The organism is Roseburia sp. MSJ-14, from assembly GCF_018918225.1.
Lineage (GTDB): Bacteria > Bacillota > Clostridia > Lachnospirales > Lachnospiraceae > Petralouisia.
In genome coordinates this window covers 1-16,112 of sequence record NZ_JAHLQD010000042.1, presented here as the reverse complement: position 1 = coordinate 16,112, position 16,112 = coordinate 1, and the positions used below count along the sequence as shown (strand labels likewise).

Sequence of the window (16,112 nt, the reverse complement as noted above, 5' to 3'; positions counted from 1 at the left end):
TGTGACGAATCTGTTCAAGATACAGTCACGGATACTTTTTACATTTTTATGGCTGCTGGAACTATTAACACATCAATCTGCTGATTTTGAGCTGGAAGCAGTTTAATCAGCAGACACTATGTAACAAATAAGAGTATAATTACCGGAAAGAAACAGGTAGAAAAAGGAGAATACTTAGCAACATATGTGAAAGAATCCACTAGCATAAAAAGCTATTGGCTTGCTTATGGAATTATTGCAGAAGCAATAAATGATGAAAAATCAATGGATCATCGTAATAAGGAACTTGCCAATTATTACGAAAATGCTGAAAATATGGGGATTTTAGGACTTGCGGACACCAGATTTTTGTCACAACTTTGTACAGAGGAAGAAATTCAGATAGCCAGGGATACAGCAGCATCTTTCTATGATTATTGGAAAAGAAAGCAGAAAACGGAAGACATTAATGAGCTGTCAGAGAGCTTGAATGAAAGAGATTTAACAGAAGAAAAAAATGATTGGCTTGCCTCTATCGGTGTAACGAAGCAATATGATTATCCTTATGAAGGAATTTATGACATTTCAGTAGGAGTATCACATCAATATGAAAAAGGAATTACAGCATCCGGAAAATATGCTGATTACGAAATTAAGTTACAAGAAGACAATACGTATTTCATGAGCAATGTAGAAAACGTAGAGCGTTTCTTTTACAATAACCAACATGGAGCACAAAAACTTTATGATAGTTTGAAAAAAGCAGATAATTCAGACTTACTTCCATTGGAACGTAGAGCAAAATATAGAATTGAGGAGCAAAATAATATTTATCAGGTATTAGGCGGAGAAACAGATGTAAGCAAGTCGGAAATAATAATTGATAGTTCCTATGTTTTATATTGTCATTTACATGAGTTAACACATTTGTGGACCCAACCGGAGCAAGAGGAAAAGACAACAGAAGATATATGGTTTGGAGAAGAAATCGCATGTTATGGAGCACTTCAGGTAGAAGAATATTGTGGTGTAGACATTAAAAGCTATAAGGATGTAGATTATTTTTTTGTGTTAGCAAAAATGTTAGAAAGTGCAGATACAGAAGAAGCTAAAAAAATTCTGGAATTATATAAAAGTGCAGGTGGTTCCATGGAAGAAAAAGAATTTAATCATACCTTGTTTAATGATATTTATGTTCATGAAAATATAGAAAAATATGGATTAGAAATAGCCATTCAAAATTATAATTATCCTTATTATGAATTATTTATCAATTATCTAGTAGAAAACTATTCTTTAGAGGATGTGATTGAGGTAGTGACGAAACATCAGACAGTGGAAGAAACTTTCGGTAAAAATTTTGAAGAATTACAGCAGAAATAGATTATACGACAACTTGACTTTCCTAACATTATAAAGTAGAATTACCTCATATTTAGGAAAATGTGGAGGTCATAATGAAAAACAAAACATTTCTTGACAGTATAAAATGTGCCATAAGGGGACTTGTAAAAGCGGTAAAAACAGAAAAGAATTTTAAATATTATGTTGGAATCGCTTCTATTTTTCTAATTTTAAATATACTGTTAAAATCCAATAAATACGATTATTGTCTCTTTGTGGGAAGTACCATACTGGTATTTGCGTTAGAATATGTGAATACTGCCATCGAGAGATTATCAGATACAGTAGAAACACAGTATCATCCCGGAATAGAAGATACCAAGGACATTGCTGCGGCAGCCGTATTAGTTGCAGGAATAGGTTTCTTTCTAATCCAGGGAATTGTGCTGATAGGTAAGCTGCTATGATTCTTAATATGTATATCACATTTGTGCCTGTTATTCTATCAGGTATCGGAAATATGATTTTCACAAAAACCCCATGTTATAAAAAATATGCAAAGCCTCTGGACAAGGGAAAATGCTTAAAAGATGGAAAAAGAATCTTTGGCGATAACAAGACAATGGTTGGATTCTGGTCTATGGTAATTTTAGGTGGAATTTTTCAATGTCTTTGGGGAATTGCATGTGCACAACTTCATCTGGAAGAGCGAAATATGGTGTACCAGCTCCATGACAATTCTTTTTGGTATAATCTTTGCTTGGGCTTTGGGTTCGGCTTTGCTTATATGATATGTGAACTACCAAATAGCTTTGTAAAGAGGCGTATCAATATTGCTTCAGGAAAGACAGCCAATGGAATAAAAGGAATTGCATTTTTTATCATAGACCAGATAGATTCTATGTTTGGCGTAGGATTGGTACTGGCAATGGTAGCCCCTATAGGAATTGATACCTATTTTCAATTTGTATTGCTGGGGGGAATTACCCATATTAGTGTTAATTTAATTTTATTTTCTTTAAAAATACGAAAAAATATATAAGGGAAGAGGGAGAAAAAATGTTAAAACGTTTATGGATTTATAGTAAGGAAATGTATCCGGTGATTCCAAGATTGTTGCTTGGGTTTATTGTATTTGGAGAAATCTATTTTATTATCTTATTGAATAATGGGATTACAGACTTTCATCTTGGTGTTCAGGAAGTAGTAGGTGGATTTACCGTATTCAGTTTCTTGTTCTGGCTTCGTATCGCGGATGATTTGAAGGATTACGAATTAGATTGTCGGTTGTTTTCGGAAAGACCGCTGCCTTCCGGACGGGTAAAAAAGAAAGACATTATTACGCTGGCAGCGATATTGATTACTTTTACAACAATCATTAATTTTATTTTTATGAACAATTTCGGATTTTTTGTCTTTTTGTATACCTATGGTTCTTTGATGGCAATCTGGTTTTTTATGAAGCATAAGATTCAAAAAAGCTTGCTTCTTGCGGTGGTAACGCACAACCCGGTGCAATTAATTTTGAATCTTTATATTATATCTTTTACCTGTATTAAGTATGATTTAGAGCCTTTTACTTTAATCAATGCATTAGCTTTGCTGACCCTTTATTTCCCGGCGTTGATATGGGAAGTGTCCAGAAAAATAAGGGCTCCGAAGGACGAAACAGAGTATGTGACGTATTCCAAATTATTTGGATATAAGAAACCGGTTTATTTTGTACTGATTCTGACATTGGTGGATATCGTTACAAATATTATTCTGGTATGGAATTTAAGTACATTATCAGTGATTCTTCTGGTTATCAACGTTGCATGGATGACAGAACGGTTCTTGACGTTTATAAAAGATCCGGAAAAATACAAAATTGTGGATAAGGTAGAGAGATATACCTATATTCAGGAGACAATTATGCTTATTACGATTCCGGTATTTTTGTACTTTGGAAGAATATACTTTTTCTAGAGCGAGGTATCTTCTGTGAAGAGTAAAAATCTAAAAATATTGATAGAAAATGGAATAAAGGTTCCTACATTTATTTGTGTAAGTGATTCCGGTGAAATTGATTTGAGTTTTTCTAAGGAAGAATTATTTGCGGTGCGCAGCTCATTTTCCGGTGAGGACGGAAAGGAATATTCTTATGCCGGACAGTTTACAACGATATTATCTGTAAAAAGGGATGAGATAAAAAATGCAGTGGATACCGTACTAAGCGACGCAAAAGAGCAGATGAAGAAGTATCAAAAGGCTCATTCTATCCAAGAAAGCGGAAAAATGCATGTCATCATACAGGAAATGGTAACCGCGGAAGTATCAGGAGTATTATTTACCGTCAATCCACAGGGAATTTTAAATGAAATGGTATTGGTAGCAGGAAAAGGTTTGGGAAATCAAGTAGTAGAAGATAAAGTACCTACTACTGCCTACTACTGTAACAAGGATGATGGACAATGTTATTATGAAGTACAAGAGGATTCCCCTATTTTATCAGAGGATAAGGTGAATCAGCTTTTTGATACCGGAAAGAAGATTGAAAGAATCTTTCAGCAGTCTATGGATATTGAATATGCAATCCGGGGAGAAGAAATATTCATTCTGCAGGCACGTCCAATTACTACTATTACTCAGGAGCAGCACAAGATCATTCTGGATAACAGCAACATTGTGGAAAGTTATCCGGGAATCAGTCTTCCGCTTACCCAAAGTTTTGTAAAGGAAGTATATAGTCTGGTATTTGCAAGCTGCATCAAACTGCTAAACGATAGTGAGAAAATACAGTTGCAGTTGGATGAAACATTAAAGAACATGGTAGATACTGCAAATGGAAGAATTTATTATCGAATCGATAATTGGTATGAGGTACTTAATATTCTTCCTTTTTCAAAAAAGATTATTCCTATTTGGCAGGAAATGTTAGGAGTAGATCACAAGCAGTTTCCACAGAATGCAAAAACATCCATAAGCAGATTAGAAAAGATAAAGATTATAAAGAACTTTTTTCATCTATTATGGAGCACTCCAAAGAAGATGGATGCGCTAAATCAATATTTTTCGGAAAAGCTGCCTGAATACCAGAACAGGTTAGAAAAGGCGGAAAACACAGAAGAATTATTTTTACTATATAATGATTTGGCAGAAGATTTGGGTGCAAAATGGGGGATTACCCTGGCAAATGATATGTACGCTTTTCTTTATACCGCCTTGGCAAAGCGCAGAAGTGAGCAGAAAATATATCATATAAAGCAGTTAGAAAGCTTAAAGCCATTGCAGTGTTTGGAACAAATGATAAATACTGCCAAGGAAAAGGGCATGGAAAGTCAGGAATATCAGGCAGAACGAAAGGCTTATATTGAAGCATATGGTGATCGTTGCCTGGAAGAATTAAAATTGGAAACAAAGACCATTCGCACTAATCCGAAGCAGTTAGATGAATATGTAGAAAGGCAGTTAAAATCTAAAACATCAGCAGTAATATCAGCTAAGCCGCAAGAGATAGAAAAAGAAGGATTTTTTGTAAAGCGTGCAAAGAAGGGGATTTTAAATAGAGAATTGTCACGAATGAATCGAAGCCGTATTTATGGAATGGTGAGACAATTATTCTATAAAGTGGCAGAAGAAATGGTAGAGCGGAATTTTATTGTAGAAAAAGAGGATGTTTTCTGGTTGTATTTTGAAGAAATCGAGAAAAGTATAAAAGAAAATAAGCCTATGATTGCCCTAATAGAGCAGAGAAAAATAACTTATAAAATGTATGAGAAGCTACCGGCATATACAAGACTTGTTTTTGAAAAAAATGTTTTTGATAAAGCTCCCATGAACGTAAATAACTATGTGCCTTCCACAATGTCTATGGAATGGAAAGGGATTCCTTGTTCTTCCGGCGTGGTAGAGGCAGAAGTCATGGTAATCGATTCTCCGGAGATTTCTATGGATTGTAGGGATAAAATATTGGTAACAAAAACCACAGACCCGGGATGGGTATTTCTTATTCAAAATGCAAAAGGTGTAATTACAGAAAAGGGCTCTTTGCTATCTCATACAGCTATTGTAACAAGAGAGCTGCATAAGCCGGCAGTGGTTTCTGTAAAAGAAGCTACCACAAAGCTAAAAAGCGGTGATATTGTCAGAGTGAACGGTGATACCGGAGTAATTACACGTCTGGAAAAAGAGGCGATACAAGATGAAAGTAATTGTATTTCATAAAGAAAAAGAGTACATAAAGAAGTTTATAAAATTGCCGGAAAAGATATATTCCAAAAAAGAAAGAACCAATAATCCGAAAACAGAAACAGAATTATTAGAAGGAAACCATGTGTTATCCCATTATTTTGAGACGACAGGTTTTGTTGTATTAGATGAAAAAGGACTGCCGTTATCCAGATGTATGGTTACGGTTTATCCAAATGATGAAACGGCTTATGTTGGTTTTTTTGAGAGTGTAAATAATATGGAAGCAAGCAATCTACTTTTTGCAGAGGTAGAAAAATTTTGCAGAACCCGTGGATTTACAGGAATAACAGGCCCCTTAGATGCATCCTTTTGGATAAAGTATCGGTTAAAAACAAATCATTTCGAAAGACCTTATGCCTGCGAACCTTACAATAAGTCTTACTATTTTGAACTGTTTCAAAGAGCAGGTTTTGTAGTAGCAGAACAGTATTTTTCCAACCATTTTCATGTGGTAGATAAAAATTATTCTAACAAAAAATATGAACAAAGGCTTCAAGAAATGTTGAAAAGTGGTTATCGGATAGAGAGTTTGTGTGTAAAAAATTTTGATACAGATATTAAGAAAATTTATGAGCTAATAAATACATTGTATGCTAGGTTTCCGACCTATAAGGAGATTACTCAGGAGGAGTTTATCAATATTTTTTCCAGTCTGAAAATGGTACTGAATTTTGATATGGTTTATTTGGCATATAAAGGTCAGGAGCCGGTAGGATTCTTTATTACCATGCCGAATTATTCCAACAACATCTGCGGTAGTATTACCCCAATGAAACTAATAAAGATTTTATGGGAGAAAAAGCATCCAAAGGAATATGTGCATTTGTATTTAGGTGTGAAGGAAGAGCATCTTGGATTGGGAACAGCATTAAGTGAAAAAATTCTGGAGAAAATGAGAGAAAGCCAGATACCGTCTATAGGAGCACTGATTCATGGGAAAAAAGTTACGGGAGGATATTTTAAGGACCTGGTAGATAAAAAGTATGAATATGTGCTGTTTCATAAGAAGTTGTAATAATCAAAATGCGAAGAAACTTCTGGAAAATGCAGGTTACTCTTGTTATAATGAAGAAAATAAAAACTAACGATAGAAAAGAGGAAAAATATGCCGGTATCATTTTATGAAGTAGCTTGGATATTTGTAATTTACGCATTTTTAGGATGGTGTACAGAAGTGGCTTATGCAGCCTTAGACACTGGAAAATTTGTGAATCGTGGATTTCTAAATGGACCGGTGTGTCCGGTTTATGGCTGTGGCGTATTAGTGGTAATTGTGGTGTTGACTCCATTAAAGGAAAATTTCCTTATCCTGTTTGCGGGGTCTTTTCTATTAACCAGTATAATTGAATTTATTACAGGATTTTTGTTAGAAAAACTGTTCCACAACCAATGGTGGGATTATTCCAATGAACATTTCAATATTTGTGGATATGTGTGTTTGAAATTCTCCATTCTGTGGGGAATTGCATGTACCTTAATTATGGATGTGATACATCCTAGCATTTACAAAGTGATAAAAATAGTTCCAAAACTTCCGGGAACGATAATTTTAGTGATATTATGTATTGCCTTTGCAGTAGACTTGATAATTACTGTAAGTACGATACTTAAGTTCAATGCACATCTTAAGATGTTAGATGAGCTTGCTGTAAAACTTAAGGTGGTTTCAGATGAAATCGGGGAAAATATCTATGAAGGTGTTACCACTGTCATAGAAAAAAGCGAGCAATGGAGCGAAAACATTGAACATGCAAGGGCAACGCATGAAGAAAAGAGGGCAGAACGGAAGCAAGAGAGAAGAGAAGAATTTCTCCAGCTTCAGGCAAAATATAAGGAAGCCTTGGAAAAACGTAATATTGGTGAAAAGCGTTTAATGCGTGCATTCCCTGCTATGAAAGCCAAAGGACACGAAGAGGCTTTCAATAAGCTGAAGAAGTACTTAGAAGAAGAGAAAGAAGAAAAACGAGCAGAAAAATCTTGACTTTTTGAAAAATAATTTGATAAAATAATGGCGTCGAGTGGCGAAAAGCGTAAATCCAGATATGGATTTGCGCTTTTTTGTTTTGTGCAAAAACAGCACAAAACAAAAAAGCGCTTCGCAATAAAAGCGCATCTCGCGGAGATGAAATTAGCTGTAAACAGCACCGCTCGAGCGCGAAATAGTCCGGTAAACGGACTATTTATTCTGCTTATGAGCTAGCTGTTCATGAGTTAAACAAAGAGGAGGTCAATAAAAAGTGAAAAAAGAAGACTCAATGAGTAGAATGGGAACAGTCCCGGTAAACAAACTGATGTTATCCATGGGAATTCCTATGATTTTATCTATGGTACTACAGGCAGTTTATAATATTGTAGACAGTGCCTTTGTATCTAACATGCAGACAAATGGAGAGGCAGCACTGAATGCATTGACACTGGCATTTCCGGTGCAGATGCTGATGGTTGCTATTGGAATCGGAACTGGAGTAGGAACTAATGCACTTTTAGCAAAAAGTCTTGGACAAGGTAATAAGGAAAAAGCAAGTAAAGTGGCCGGAAATGCAATCTTTTTAGCATTTATTATCTATATTGTATTCTTGCTATTCGGAGTATTTGGAGTAAAGGCATATATCAATACCCAGACCAAGAATCCATTAATTAAAGATATGGCTGTAGAATATTTGTCTATTTGTTGTATTATTTCTTTTGGTATTGTATTTTTCTCTATATTTGAGAAATTATTACAGGCAACAGGACGTTCTTATCTTTCTACTACCGCACAGATTGGTGGAGCAGTGGCAAATATGATTTTAGATCCAATTTTTATTTATGGATATTTTGGAGTGCCGGAATTTGGTGTAAAAGGTGCAGCATATGCTACCGTAATCGGACAGATTATTTCCATGTTACTGGGATTGATTTTCCATTTGAAATATAACAAAGAAATAACCAATGGTATAAAATATATGAAGCCGGATAGAAAAGTTATTAAGGGAATTTATTCCATTGGACTTCCTGCTATTATTGCACAGGCGTTGATGTCTGTTATGACATACGGACTTAATATTATACTGGGTGGTATCTCAGAAGCAGCAGTAACTGCTTATGGATTATATTATAAGATTCAGCAGTTTATTCTGTTTGCGGCATTTGGTTTGAGAGATGCCATTACACCCATTGTTTCATTCAATCATGGAATGCAGAGCAAGTCTCGTGTTTCAGCTGGAATTAAGTATGGTATGATGTATACTCTTGTGATTATGTGTATTGGACTGGCAATCATTGAAATATTTGCAAATCCATTTGCAGCAGTGTTTGGATTATCCGGAGAGACACAAGAACTTTGTATCAGCGCAATGCGTGTGATTTCCATCAGTTTCATATTTGCCGGAGCCAATATTGCATATCAGGGAATTTTCCAGGCGCTGGATAGTGGAATAGAATCACTGGTTCTCTCTGTATGTCGACAATTTTTATTTGTAATTCCGGTGGCATGGGGATTTGCACAAATTGTAAAACAGAATTCCATGGATATGATTTGGCTTGTATGGAGTACATTCCCAATCGCAGAAATCGTAACCGTTATCATTGCATATTTCTTTATGAGAAGAATTCGCAAAAATAAAATTGAAGTATTGGAGGGATAAATATGAGTAAAAGAATTATTACAATTAGTAGAGAATTTGGTAGCGGTGGAAGATATTTAGGCGAAAAAATTGCAGAACAACTGGGCATGGATTATTATGATAAAGAGATTCTTGTAAAGGTAGCAAAGAAAACAGGACTTTCCCAGAAATATATTGAAAAGGTAGGAGAAGGCGCACCTATTAAAAATCATTTTGCTTATAGCTTTGTTGGAAGAAACAGTGCCGGAGCATCTTTGGGAGATTATATGGATTCCATGCAGCGGGAAGTAATTTTAGAAGCTGTAGAAAAGGGACCATGTGTCATTGTAGGAAGATGTGCCGACTTTATTTTACGAGATAGAACAGACATCCTGAATATTTTTGTATGCGGAAATGATAAAGAAAAAACAGCCAGAATTATGCAACTACATAATCTTTCTGAAGCAGAAGCACACAAATTAATGAAAGAAACCAACAAAAAACGTCGGGTACACTATGAATATTATACCGAACAGAAGTGGGGCGAAGCCGGTAATTATAGTATCTGTCTCAACAGCAGTGATATCGGCTATGATAGGTGCATTGAGATTATTTGTGATTTAGTAAAATAATATTGAAATACAAGTATAAAACAATGAAAGTCAACATATATTTATTGTAAAACGATAAATATATGTTGACTTTTTGTATTTTTAGTAGTATGCTATGGATAAATAAGGAAAAATAAGGGAGGCATTTTATGAGCCAGAAAAGTTTAAGTAAATGGTTAAAAGCAATTATTGGAGGAATGGGAATTTGTGGAGCGTTTATTTATCTATACATCATTCCTATATTGGGAAGAGATTTAGTAGATGCTAGGCCGGAATATACATCATGGTATTTCCCCTGGTTAGCTGTTGCTTTGGTTTCAGCAATCCCGTGTTACTGGGGACTATATTTTGGATGGAAGATTTCCAATGAGATTGGAAAAGATAATTCATTTTCCATGGAAAATGCAGAGTACCTAAAAAATATTTCTATATTGGCAGCACTGGACAGTTTATATTTTTTTGTCGCTAATGTTGTATTTATGGTAATTGATATGAATCATCCGGGAGTTTTTCTGATATCTCTGATTGTAGTTTTTATCGGAGTTGCAGTAACGGTAGCTGCAGCAGCACTTTCTCATTTAGTGCGAAAAGCGGCAGAGATTCAGCAGGAGAATGAGCTTACCATATAGAAGTAAAATGAGGTGAAGAGAATGGCAATTATCGTAAATATTGATGTCATGTTGGCAAAGCGAAAAATGAGTGTGACGGAATTATCAGAGAGAGTAGGAATTACCATGGCAAATATTTCTATACTGAAAAATGGAAAGGCAAAGGCCATTAAAGTAGATACTCTGAATAAAATATGCAAAGCATTGGAATGCCAGCCGGGAGATATTCTGGAATGGAGGGATGACGATGGAGACAATGGAGCAGAAAAATAATCAAATAAAACCACTGTTTGAAACAATGGAACAGAGGTATAGACCGGAAAATGCAGTACTGGAACATAATACAGGATTTTTTCTGATAGCTGCACTAATTTATAGTGTTGGTTTTACAGTGGCATTTTATAAAAATTATGCAAGTCTGACTTTTCCACTTATCACAGTTGGGACATTGATTATTTGTGGATTATTCTTAAAAAAATCAGGGATTCTATGGAAAACAGAAAATTTATATTATATAGTACCAATTGTTTTGCTTGGAATCAGTACTATGTTCACCACAAACTTGTTTACTATATTTTTTAATACGGTGGGAATCCTACTGTTAATCACTGTTTTCATGGTGCAGCAAGTCTATTCGAAAAACGAGTGGAATCTGGGAAGGTATATCGGCAACGTACTATTTTTATATTTGTCCATGATTCCGGAGATAGCGGCGCCATTTTCCAATCTGGGAAAATATATCCGAAGAAAGCGGGTAACAGAGCAAAAAAATGCGAATACAAAATATATTGTTACGGGCGTTTTGATTGGATTTCCTATGTTAATTTTTGTCGTTGTACTATTGAATAGTGCCGATGCTATTTTTTCCGATTATATTGGAAGTGCTTTTCAAGTTCTGTGGGAAAATATAGTGATTTCACCAAATATAGTTTTGGTTGTAGCATTAATGTTGCTTGGATTCTTTGGAATCTATACCTTCCTATCTGCGCTGACCTTGAATAATATGCCAGATTATCAGAAAGAAAGGGAGAAGAAAAATCCTATCATAGCAATTACGTTTACCGTAATGATAACAATAATATATTTGATATTCAGTATCATCCAGATTGTTTTTCTTTTTAGTGGCGGAATGATGCTGCCAGAGGGCTATACTTATGCAGAGTATGCACATCAGGGATTTTTTCAGTTGTTGTTTTTATGCATTTTTAATCTAATATTGGTGCTTTGCTGTATGTCTCTGTTTGAAATGAATCGTTGGTTAAAAACGATACTAATGGTATTTTCAGGTTGCACTTATGTTATGATAGCTTCTAGTGCTTATCGGATGATTTTATATATTTCCTGTTATCATTTGACTTTTTTAAGAATGCTGGTGCTTTGGTTTTTGGCACTTTTAGTAGTCTTGTTGGCAGGCGTTATGTGGAGTATCTGGAAGAAAAATTTTCCTATGTTTCGATTTGGGGTGGCAGTGGTGACAGTATTCTATTTGGTGCTTTCCTTCAGTCACTTTGATTACTGGATTGCCAGATATAATATTTCCCAGATGGGAGACCAGTTAGAATACGAAGATGTTTCTTATCTATGCAATTTGTCTTTGGATGCAGCTCCGGCACTTGCAGAGGTTGATTATGAGTATGATTACAACAATGGGCGGTATGTTGAAGGATATCTGAAGGAAATAGAAGAAAATACGGATTTGAATATTAGAACCTTTAACTTGTCAGAATATCAGGCAGTAAAAGTAGCAGAGGGATACCTTGGCAAATAGCCGGGGTACTCCTCTTTTACTTTATAGAAAATTACTCACAATAAATGTGAATGGCATCTCGGAAAAATTTTGTACATCCCGGTGCAATTTTATCATAATAAGCAGTGAATCTCTCGTCTGCAACATATCCTTCTGCAAGAGCCTTGTGTGCTTCTTTGGAATAGGTGCCTTCTTTCCAGAACATGCAGAGCCATTGCCGATGCAAGTCACAAGCCTTGTGGGCTATTTCGCTGGCAGGGTCTCCTTGTTCAAAAGCTTCTTTTAATGTTTCATTAATCAGTTCACTCAATTCCTGTGTAGTTTGCCACTGTTGCTGATTCATATCCTTTATTTTGGCATTAGAAGCATCAATAAGTTCATCACCATATTTTTTACGGATTTCTTTTCCGTAAGTTTTTTCATTATCATCAATCAGTTTCTGTTTAAATCCTTCAAATTTTTCTATATCGCTCATAACAGTTTCACCTTTTAGGGTACGGATAGTTTTTATTACATTGTTAATCAAAAGCTCTATCTGCTCTTTCTGCTGTAATAGTTTTTCTAACTGAGTCTCAAGTTCCTTCTCTTTATCATAGTCAGGTGTGCTCATGATAGTTTTAATTTTCTTAAGAGGCACTTTCAATTCGCGATAAAAAAGTATTTGTTGAAGTTGATCCACTTCTTTTGAACCATATATTCGATATCCGTTTTCTGCAATACGCATTGGATGCAGCAATCCGATTTGGTCATAGTAGTGGAGGGTTCGTACACTTACTCCTGAAATTACTGCAAGTTCATTCACTGTATATTGTTTCTTCATTCCAAAATTCCTCTGTTTCATTTAAAATCTCTTGTGATGAAGTAAGGGTTGCCTCGACAATAGATTTTCCGGTTTTTTTCAAATAGTACTTAATTAAGTAATAGCCGCAAGCATATCCTGCGCAATAAGGAAGACCTACCGGAAAGAAATTTTGCATTTTAGCCAGTTCGTCTCCATACATATAAGCGGAGATATTTTCAAAACCCTGAGCGTTCAGTGCATCTTTCATAAGTGGTTTTATGTATTTGTTCAAGGTCTGTTCATCTGTTTTTGCGACCCATGGTCCTAACATTTCTTCTCCGTAAATAGAGGTTGCAAAATTTTCGGCTAATCCTTCTGATATCATATAAGCACCAAGTGTAATATCATTTGTCCATTTTTCAAATTGAAAACGGACATTATGATTGGTTTCATGAGCTAATGCAGCAGGTAAACGGTACATGGTATATTCAGAAGGAACAAGAGAACCAAAAATATACCCCGGGATTCCGCCGTCACCACTGTAATTATTACTCATAATGGAATAAGGGCTTTTAGGGTCAGCTAGTACAATTGTAAATAAATATTCCTTTATAGGCAAATCAAAACCTGCTTCTAAAAAGCAATCGAAAGACTTTTCAATAGAATTTTGACAGCGATTCCAAAAGTCATCATTGCCAAGAAGTGTTATGGATTCTTTAGAAGAAGCATCTATTTTTTGAGGTGGCAGATAACCCAACATTCCGCTTGCCATAACCACATCATATCCATTTGGCTGTTTTGCTTTCAATGGGCAGTGATACACAGCCCATTTCTTCTCAAAAGGTTGCATTAATTCATAGCGGTAGATATCATCCTTTTTTTCGATTGGCGCATCCATAATTTTTTTATAAATTTTGTCAGAGCGAATAGCTTTTACAACAATTGAATTCATTTTAGTGTACTCCTTTTCTTTTGATAATTGGATTATACACTATGACGTTGCGTCATACTCAATAGTAAAATATATTTTATACCGATTGACCGTTTTTGAAAAGAACTTTATAATAAAGAAAGACATTTGTTTTAACAGAGAAGGAGAAAAATCATGATTCGTACAGTTTCCACTTCAGATATTACAAAGAACATAAAAGAAATGTGTATCGAAGCAAATCATTATCTTTCCAAAGATATGGACGAGGCATTAAAAAAAGCAGTTGATACAGAAAAAGCATCGTTAGGAAAAAAGATTTTAAATCAGCTTCAGGAAAATCTTGAAATTGCAGATAAGGAAATGATTCCAATTTGTCAGGATACCGGAATGGCAGTCATTTTTATGGAAATCGGACAGGACGTTCACTTTGAAGGAGCAGTGTTAGAAGATGCCATTAACGAAGGGGTTCGTCAGGGGTATACAGAAGGATATCTTCGTAAATCTGTAGTGGGAGATCCTATTATTCGGGAAAATACTAAGGACAATACGCCTGCAGTTATTCATTATGAAATGGTACCGGGGGATAAAGTGAAAATTACGTTGGCTCCAAAAGGATTTGGAAGTGAGAACATGAGCCGCGTTTTTATGTTAAAGCCGGCAGATGGAATTGAAGGTGTCAAAAATGCAATTCTTACAGCAGTAAAAGATGCAGGTCCAAATGCCTGCCCGCCAATGGTAGTCGGAGTGGGCGTGGGTGGAACATTTGAAAAATCAGCACTCTTGGCAAAAAAAGCATTAACCAGACCTGTAAATGAACACTCGAATATACCATATGTAAAAGACTTAGAAGAAGAAATGTTGCAAAAGATTAATAGCCTTGGCATCGGACCGGGAGGATTAGGAGGAACTACTACAGCTTTGGCAGTGAACATCAATACTTATCCTACACACATCGCAGGACTTCCGGTAGCAATCAATATTTGTTGTCATGTAAACCGTCATGTGGTTCGAGAAGTATAAGGAGGGCATTATGGATAAACACATTACAACACCTATTACAGAAGAAGTAACAAAGGATTTAAAATCCGGAGATTATGTATATATTAATGGAACAATCTATGTAGCAAGAGATGCAGCGCATAAAAGATTAATGGAAGTATTGGATAAGGGAGAAGAGCTTCCTTTTCCTATTAAAGATGCAACAATCTATTACATGGGACCATCTCCGGCAAGAGAAGGAAGACCTATCGGTTCCGCAGGACCAACTACAGCAAGCCGTATGGACAAATATGCTCCAAGACTTTTAGACCTGGGGCAGAAGGCAATGATTGGAAAAGGAAAAAGAACCCAGGAAGTAATAGATGCAGTTGTTCGCAATAAGGCAGTTTACTTTGCGGCAGTAGGTGGAGCAGGAGCACTTCTTTCTAAATGTATCAAAAAATCAGAATTGGTTTGCTATGGAGATTTAGGTGCAGAAGCAATTTTGAAATTGGAAGTAGAAGATTTTCCGGTTATCGTGGTAGTGGACAGTGAAGGAAATAATCTTTATGAAACTGCAATAAAAGAATATGCCTCCCTATAACATAATTGCAGGTATTGCGTATAATATAGAAGAAACATACATAAATAGGAAAGAAATAAAAAACTTGTAAAAAGATTGAAAAATACCGTTGACAAAAGCTATGACTTTTAGTAATATATAGTATGCGTCACGACGCAGGAGACAATTTCATATTTTGAAAATAGTCTTATTCGGAGAAATACTCAAGAGGCCGAAGAGGTGCCCCTGCTAAGGGTATAGGTCGGGTAACCGGCGCGAGGGTTCGAATCCCTCTTTCTCCGTTAAAGCTTTCAAAATAATTTTATTTTGAAAGCTTTTTCTATCACGAGGGATAAAAAATAAAAATCCTAAAAAGTTATTGACAAAAGAAGTAACACGTGATATTATAATCTTCGCCGCTGAAAACGGCGGCAAAAACATGAAGAACTTTGTATCAGAGAAAACAGTCTGAAAATACAAAACTTCAAAAAAATAAAAAAGTTGTTGACAAAAGCGAATGACTGTGATAAGATATAGAAGTTGTCGCTTGAGACAGCAAAAAGAAATAACCTTGATAACTGAACAGTGAAACAACCTTGAAAGATTCTAAGAGTTTTCGCCTGATAAGGCGGAAGAGTCAGTAAGAACTGACAGAATTTTTTGCAGGACAGCATCAAAAGATGCGACCTTAAAACAGTAAGCCAGAAAAGATTCTGGTTAGGAAAAACTTTTTTAGAGAGTTTGATCCTGGCTC

The 16,112-nt window shown here is 35.6% G+C and carries 16 protein-coding genes and 1 tRNA gene; 15 read left to right on the top strand and 2 right to left on the bottom strand.

Features of this window, described 5'->3' with window-relative positions; translation table 11 throughout:
• Positions 1-186 precede the first annotated feature (186 nt).
• From KQI83_RS12755 to KQI83_RS12700, 12 genes are all read left to right on the top strand, one after another.
• Entirely contained in the window at positions 187-1,362 is a 1,176-nt protein-coding gene (locus KQI83_RS12755) for a hypothetical protein (RefSeq protein ID WP_216558727.1), read from the top strand.
• A gap of 74 nt (positions 1,363-1,436) precedes the next feature.
• Entirely contained in the window at positions 1,437-1,790 is a 354-nt protein-coding gene (locus KQI83_RS12750) for a diacylglycerol kinase (protein WP_216558724.1), read from the top strand.
• Positions 1,791-1,843: 53 nt separating this feature from the next.
• Positions 1,844-2,365, top strand: a complete 522-nt coding sequence (locus tag KQI83_RS12745) for a CDP-archaeol synthase (RefSeq protein WP_216558721.1) — start codon at positions 1,844-1,846, stop codon at positions 2,363-2,365.
• 17 nt (positions 2,366-2,382) lie between these two features.
• Positions 2,383-3,291 carry a prenyltransferase gene (locus KQI83_RS12740; protein WP_216558718.1) on the top strand — a complete coding sequence of 303 codons (909 nt, stop codon included), beginning with the start codon at positions 2,383-2,385 and terminating at the stop codon, positions 3,289-3,291.
• Between the two features lie 15 nt (positions 3,292-3,306).
• Positions 3,307-5,529 (top strand): PEP/pyruvate-binding domain-containing protein, encoded by a 2,223-nt coding sequence (locus tag KQI83_RS12735; RefSeq protein ID WP_216558715.1) that lies wholly within the window; start codon positions 3,307-3,309, stop codon positions 5,527-5,529.
• A complete protein-coding gene (locus KQI83_RS12730; RefSeq protein ID WP_216558713.1) occupies positions 5,507-6,571 on the top strand; it encodes a hypothetical protein in 1,065 nt (354 codons plus the stop codon). The genes KQI83_RS12735 and KQI83_RS12730 overlap by 23 nt, the downstream gene beginning before the upstream one ends.
• 90 nt (positions 6,572-6,661) lie before the next feature.
• Complete coding sequence (locus KQI83_RS12725) at positions 6,662-7,537, top strand: putative ABC transporter permease (protein WP_216558709.1); 876 nt, start codon at positions 6,662-6,664, stop codon at positions 7,535-7,537.
• Positions 7,538-7,811: 274 nt separating this feature from the next.
• The gene (locus KQI83_RS12720; protein ID WP_216558729.1) at positions 7,812-9,182 is read left to right on the top strand and encodes an MATE family efflux transporter; all 1,371 of its coding nucleotides are present in this window, start codon (positions 7,812-7,814) and stop codon (positions 9,180-9,182) included.
• A gap of 2 nt (positions 9,183-9,184) precedes the next feature.
• Positions 9,185-9,772: a cytidylate kinase-like family protein gene (locus KQI83_RS12715; protein ID WP_216558706.1), complete on the top strand. Its 588-nt coding sequence runs from the start codon at positions 9,185-9,187 to the stop codon at positions 9,770-9,772.
• 128 nt (positions 9,773-9,900) lie between these two features.
• Positions 9,901-10,380, top strand: coding sequence for a DUF2975 domain-containing protein (locus KQI83_RS12710; RefSeq protein ID WP_216558704.1), 480 nt, complete (start codon positions 9,901-9,903; stop codon positions 10,378-10,380).
• 21 nt (positions 10,381-10,401) lie between these two features.
• On the top strand, positions 10,402-10,632 hold the full coding sequence (locus tag KQI83_RS12705; protein ID WP_075717692.1) for a helix-turn-helix domain-containing protein: 231 nt from the start codon (positions 10,402-10,404) through the stop codon (positions 10,630-10,632).
• Positions 10,607-12,127: a DUF4153 domain-containing protein gene (locus KQI83_RS12700; protein WP_216558701.1), complete on the top strand. Its 1,521-nt coding sequence runs from the start codon at positions 10,607-10,609 to the stop codon at positions 12,125-12,127. The genes KQI83_RS12705 and KQI83_RS12700 overlap by 26 nt, the downstream gene beginning before the upstream one ends.
• A 31-nt stretch (positions 12,128-12,158) precedes the next feature.
• Here KQI83_RS12700 and KQI83_RS12695 read toward each other — a convergent pair whose 3' ends face one another.
• On the bottom strand, positions 12,159-12,926 hold the full coding sequence (locus KQI83_RS12695) for a MerR family transcriptional regulator (protein ID WP_216558699.1): 768 nt from the start codon (positions 12,924-12,926) through the stop codon (positions 12,159-12,161).
• Positions 12,901-13,839, bottom strand: coding sequence for a DUF2268 domain-containing protein (locus KQI83_RS12690; RefSeq protein ID WP_216558696.1), 939 nt, complete (start codon positions 13,837-13,839; stop codon positions 12,901-12,903). The genes KQI83_RS12695 and KQI83_RS12690 overlap by 26 nt, the downstream gene beginning before the upstream one ends.
• Positions 13,840-13,992: 153 nt before the next feature.
• Here KQI83_RS12690 and KQI83_RS12685 point away from each other — a divergent pair, with 153 nt between their 5' ends.
• From KQI83_RS12685 to KQI83_RS12675, 3 genes are all read left to right on the top strand, one after another.
• Positions 13,993-14,838, top strand: a complete 846-nt coding sequence (locus KQI83_RS12685; RefSeq protein ID WP_216558694.1) for a fumarate hydratase — start codon at positions 13,993-13,995, stop codon at positions 14,836-14,838.
• 10 nt (positions 14,839-14,848) lie between these two features.
• Positions 14,849-15,400 (top strand): Fe-S-containing hydro-lyase, encoded by a 552-nt coding sequence (locus KQI83_RS12680; RefSeq protein ID WP_075722047.1) that lies wholly within the window; start codon positions 14,849-14,851, stop codon positions 15,398-15,400.
• A gap of 172 nt (positions 15,401-15,572) precedes the next feature.
• Positions 15,573-15,660 (top strand) — tRNA-Ser (locus tag KQI83_RS12675).
• The last annotated feature ends 452 nt before the right edge of the window (positions 15,661-16,112 follow it).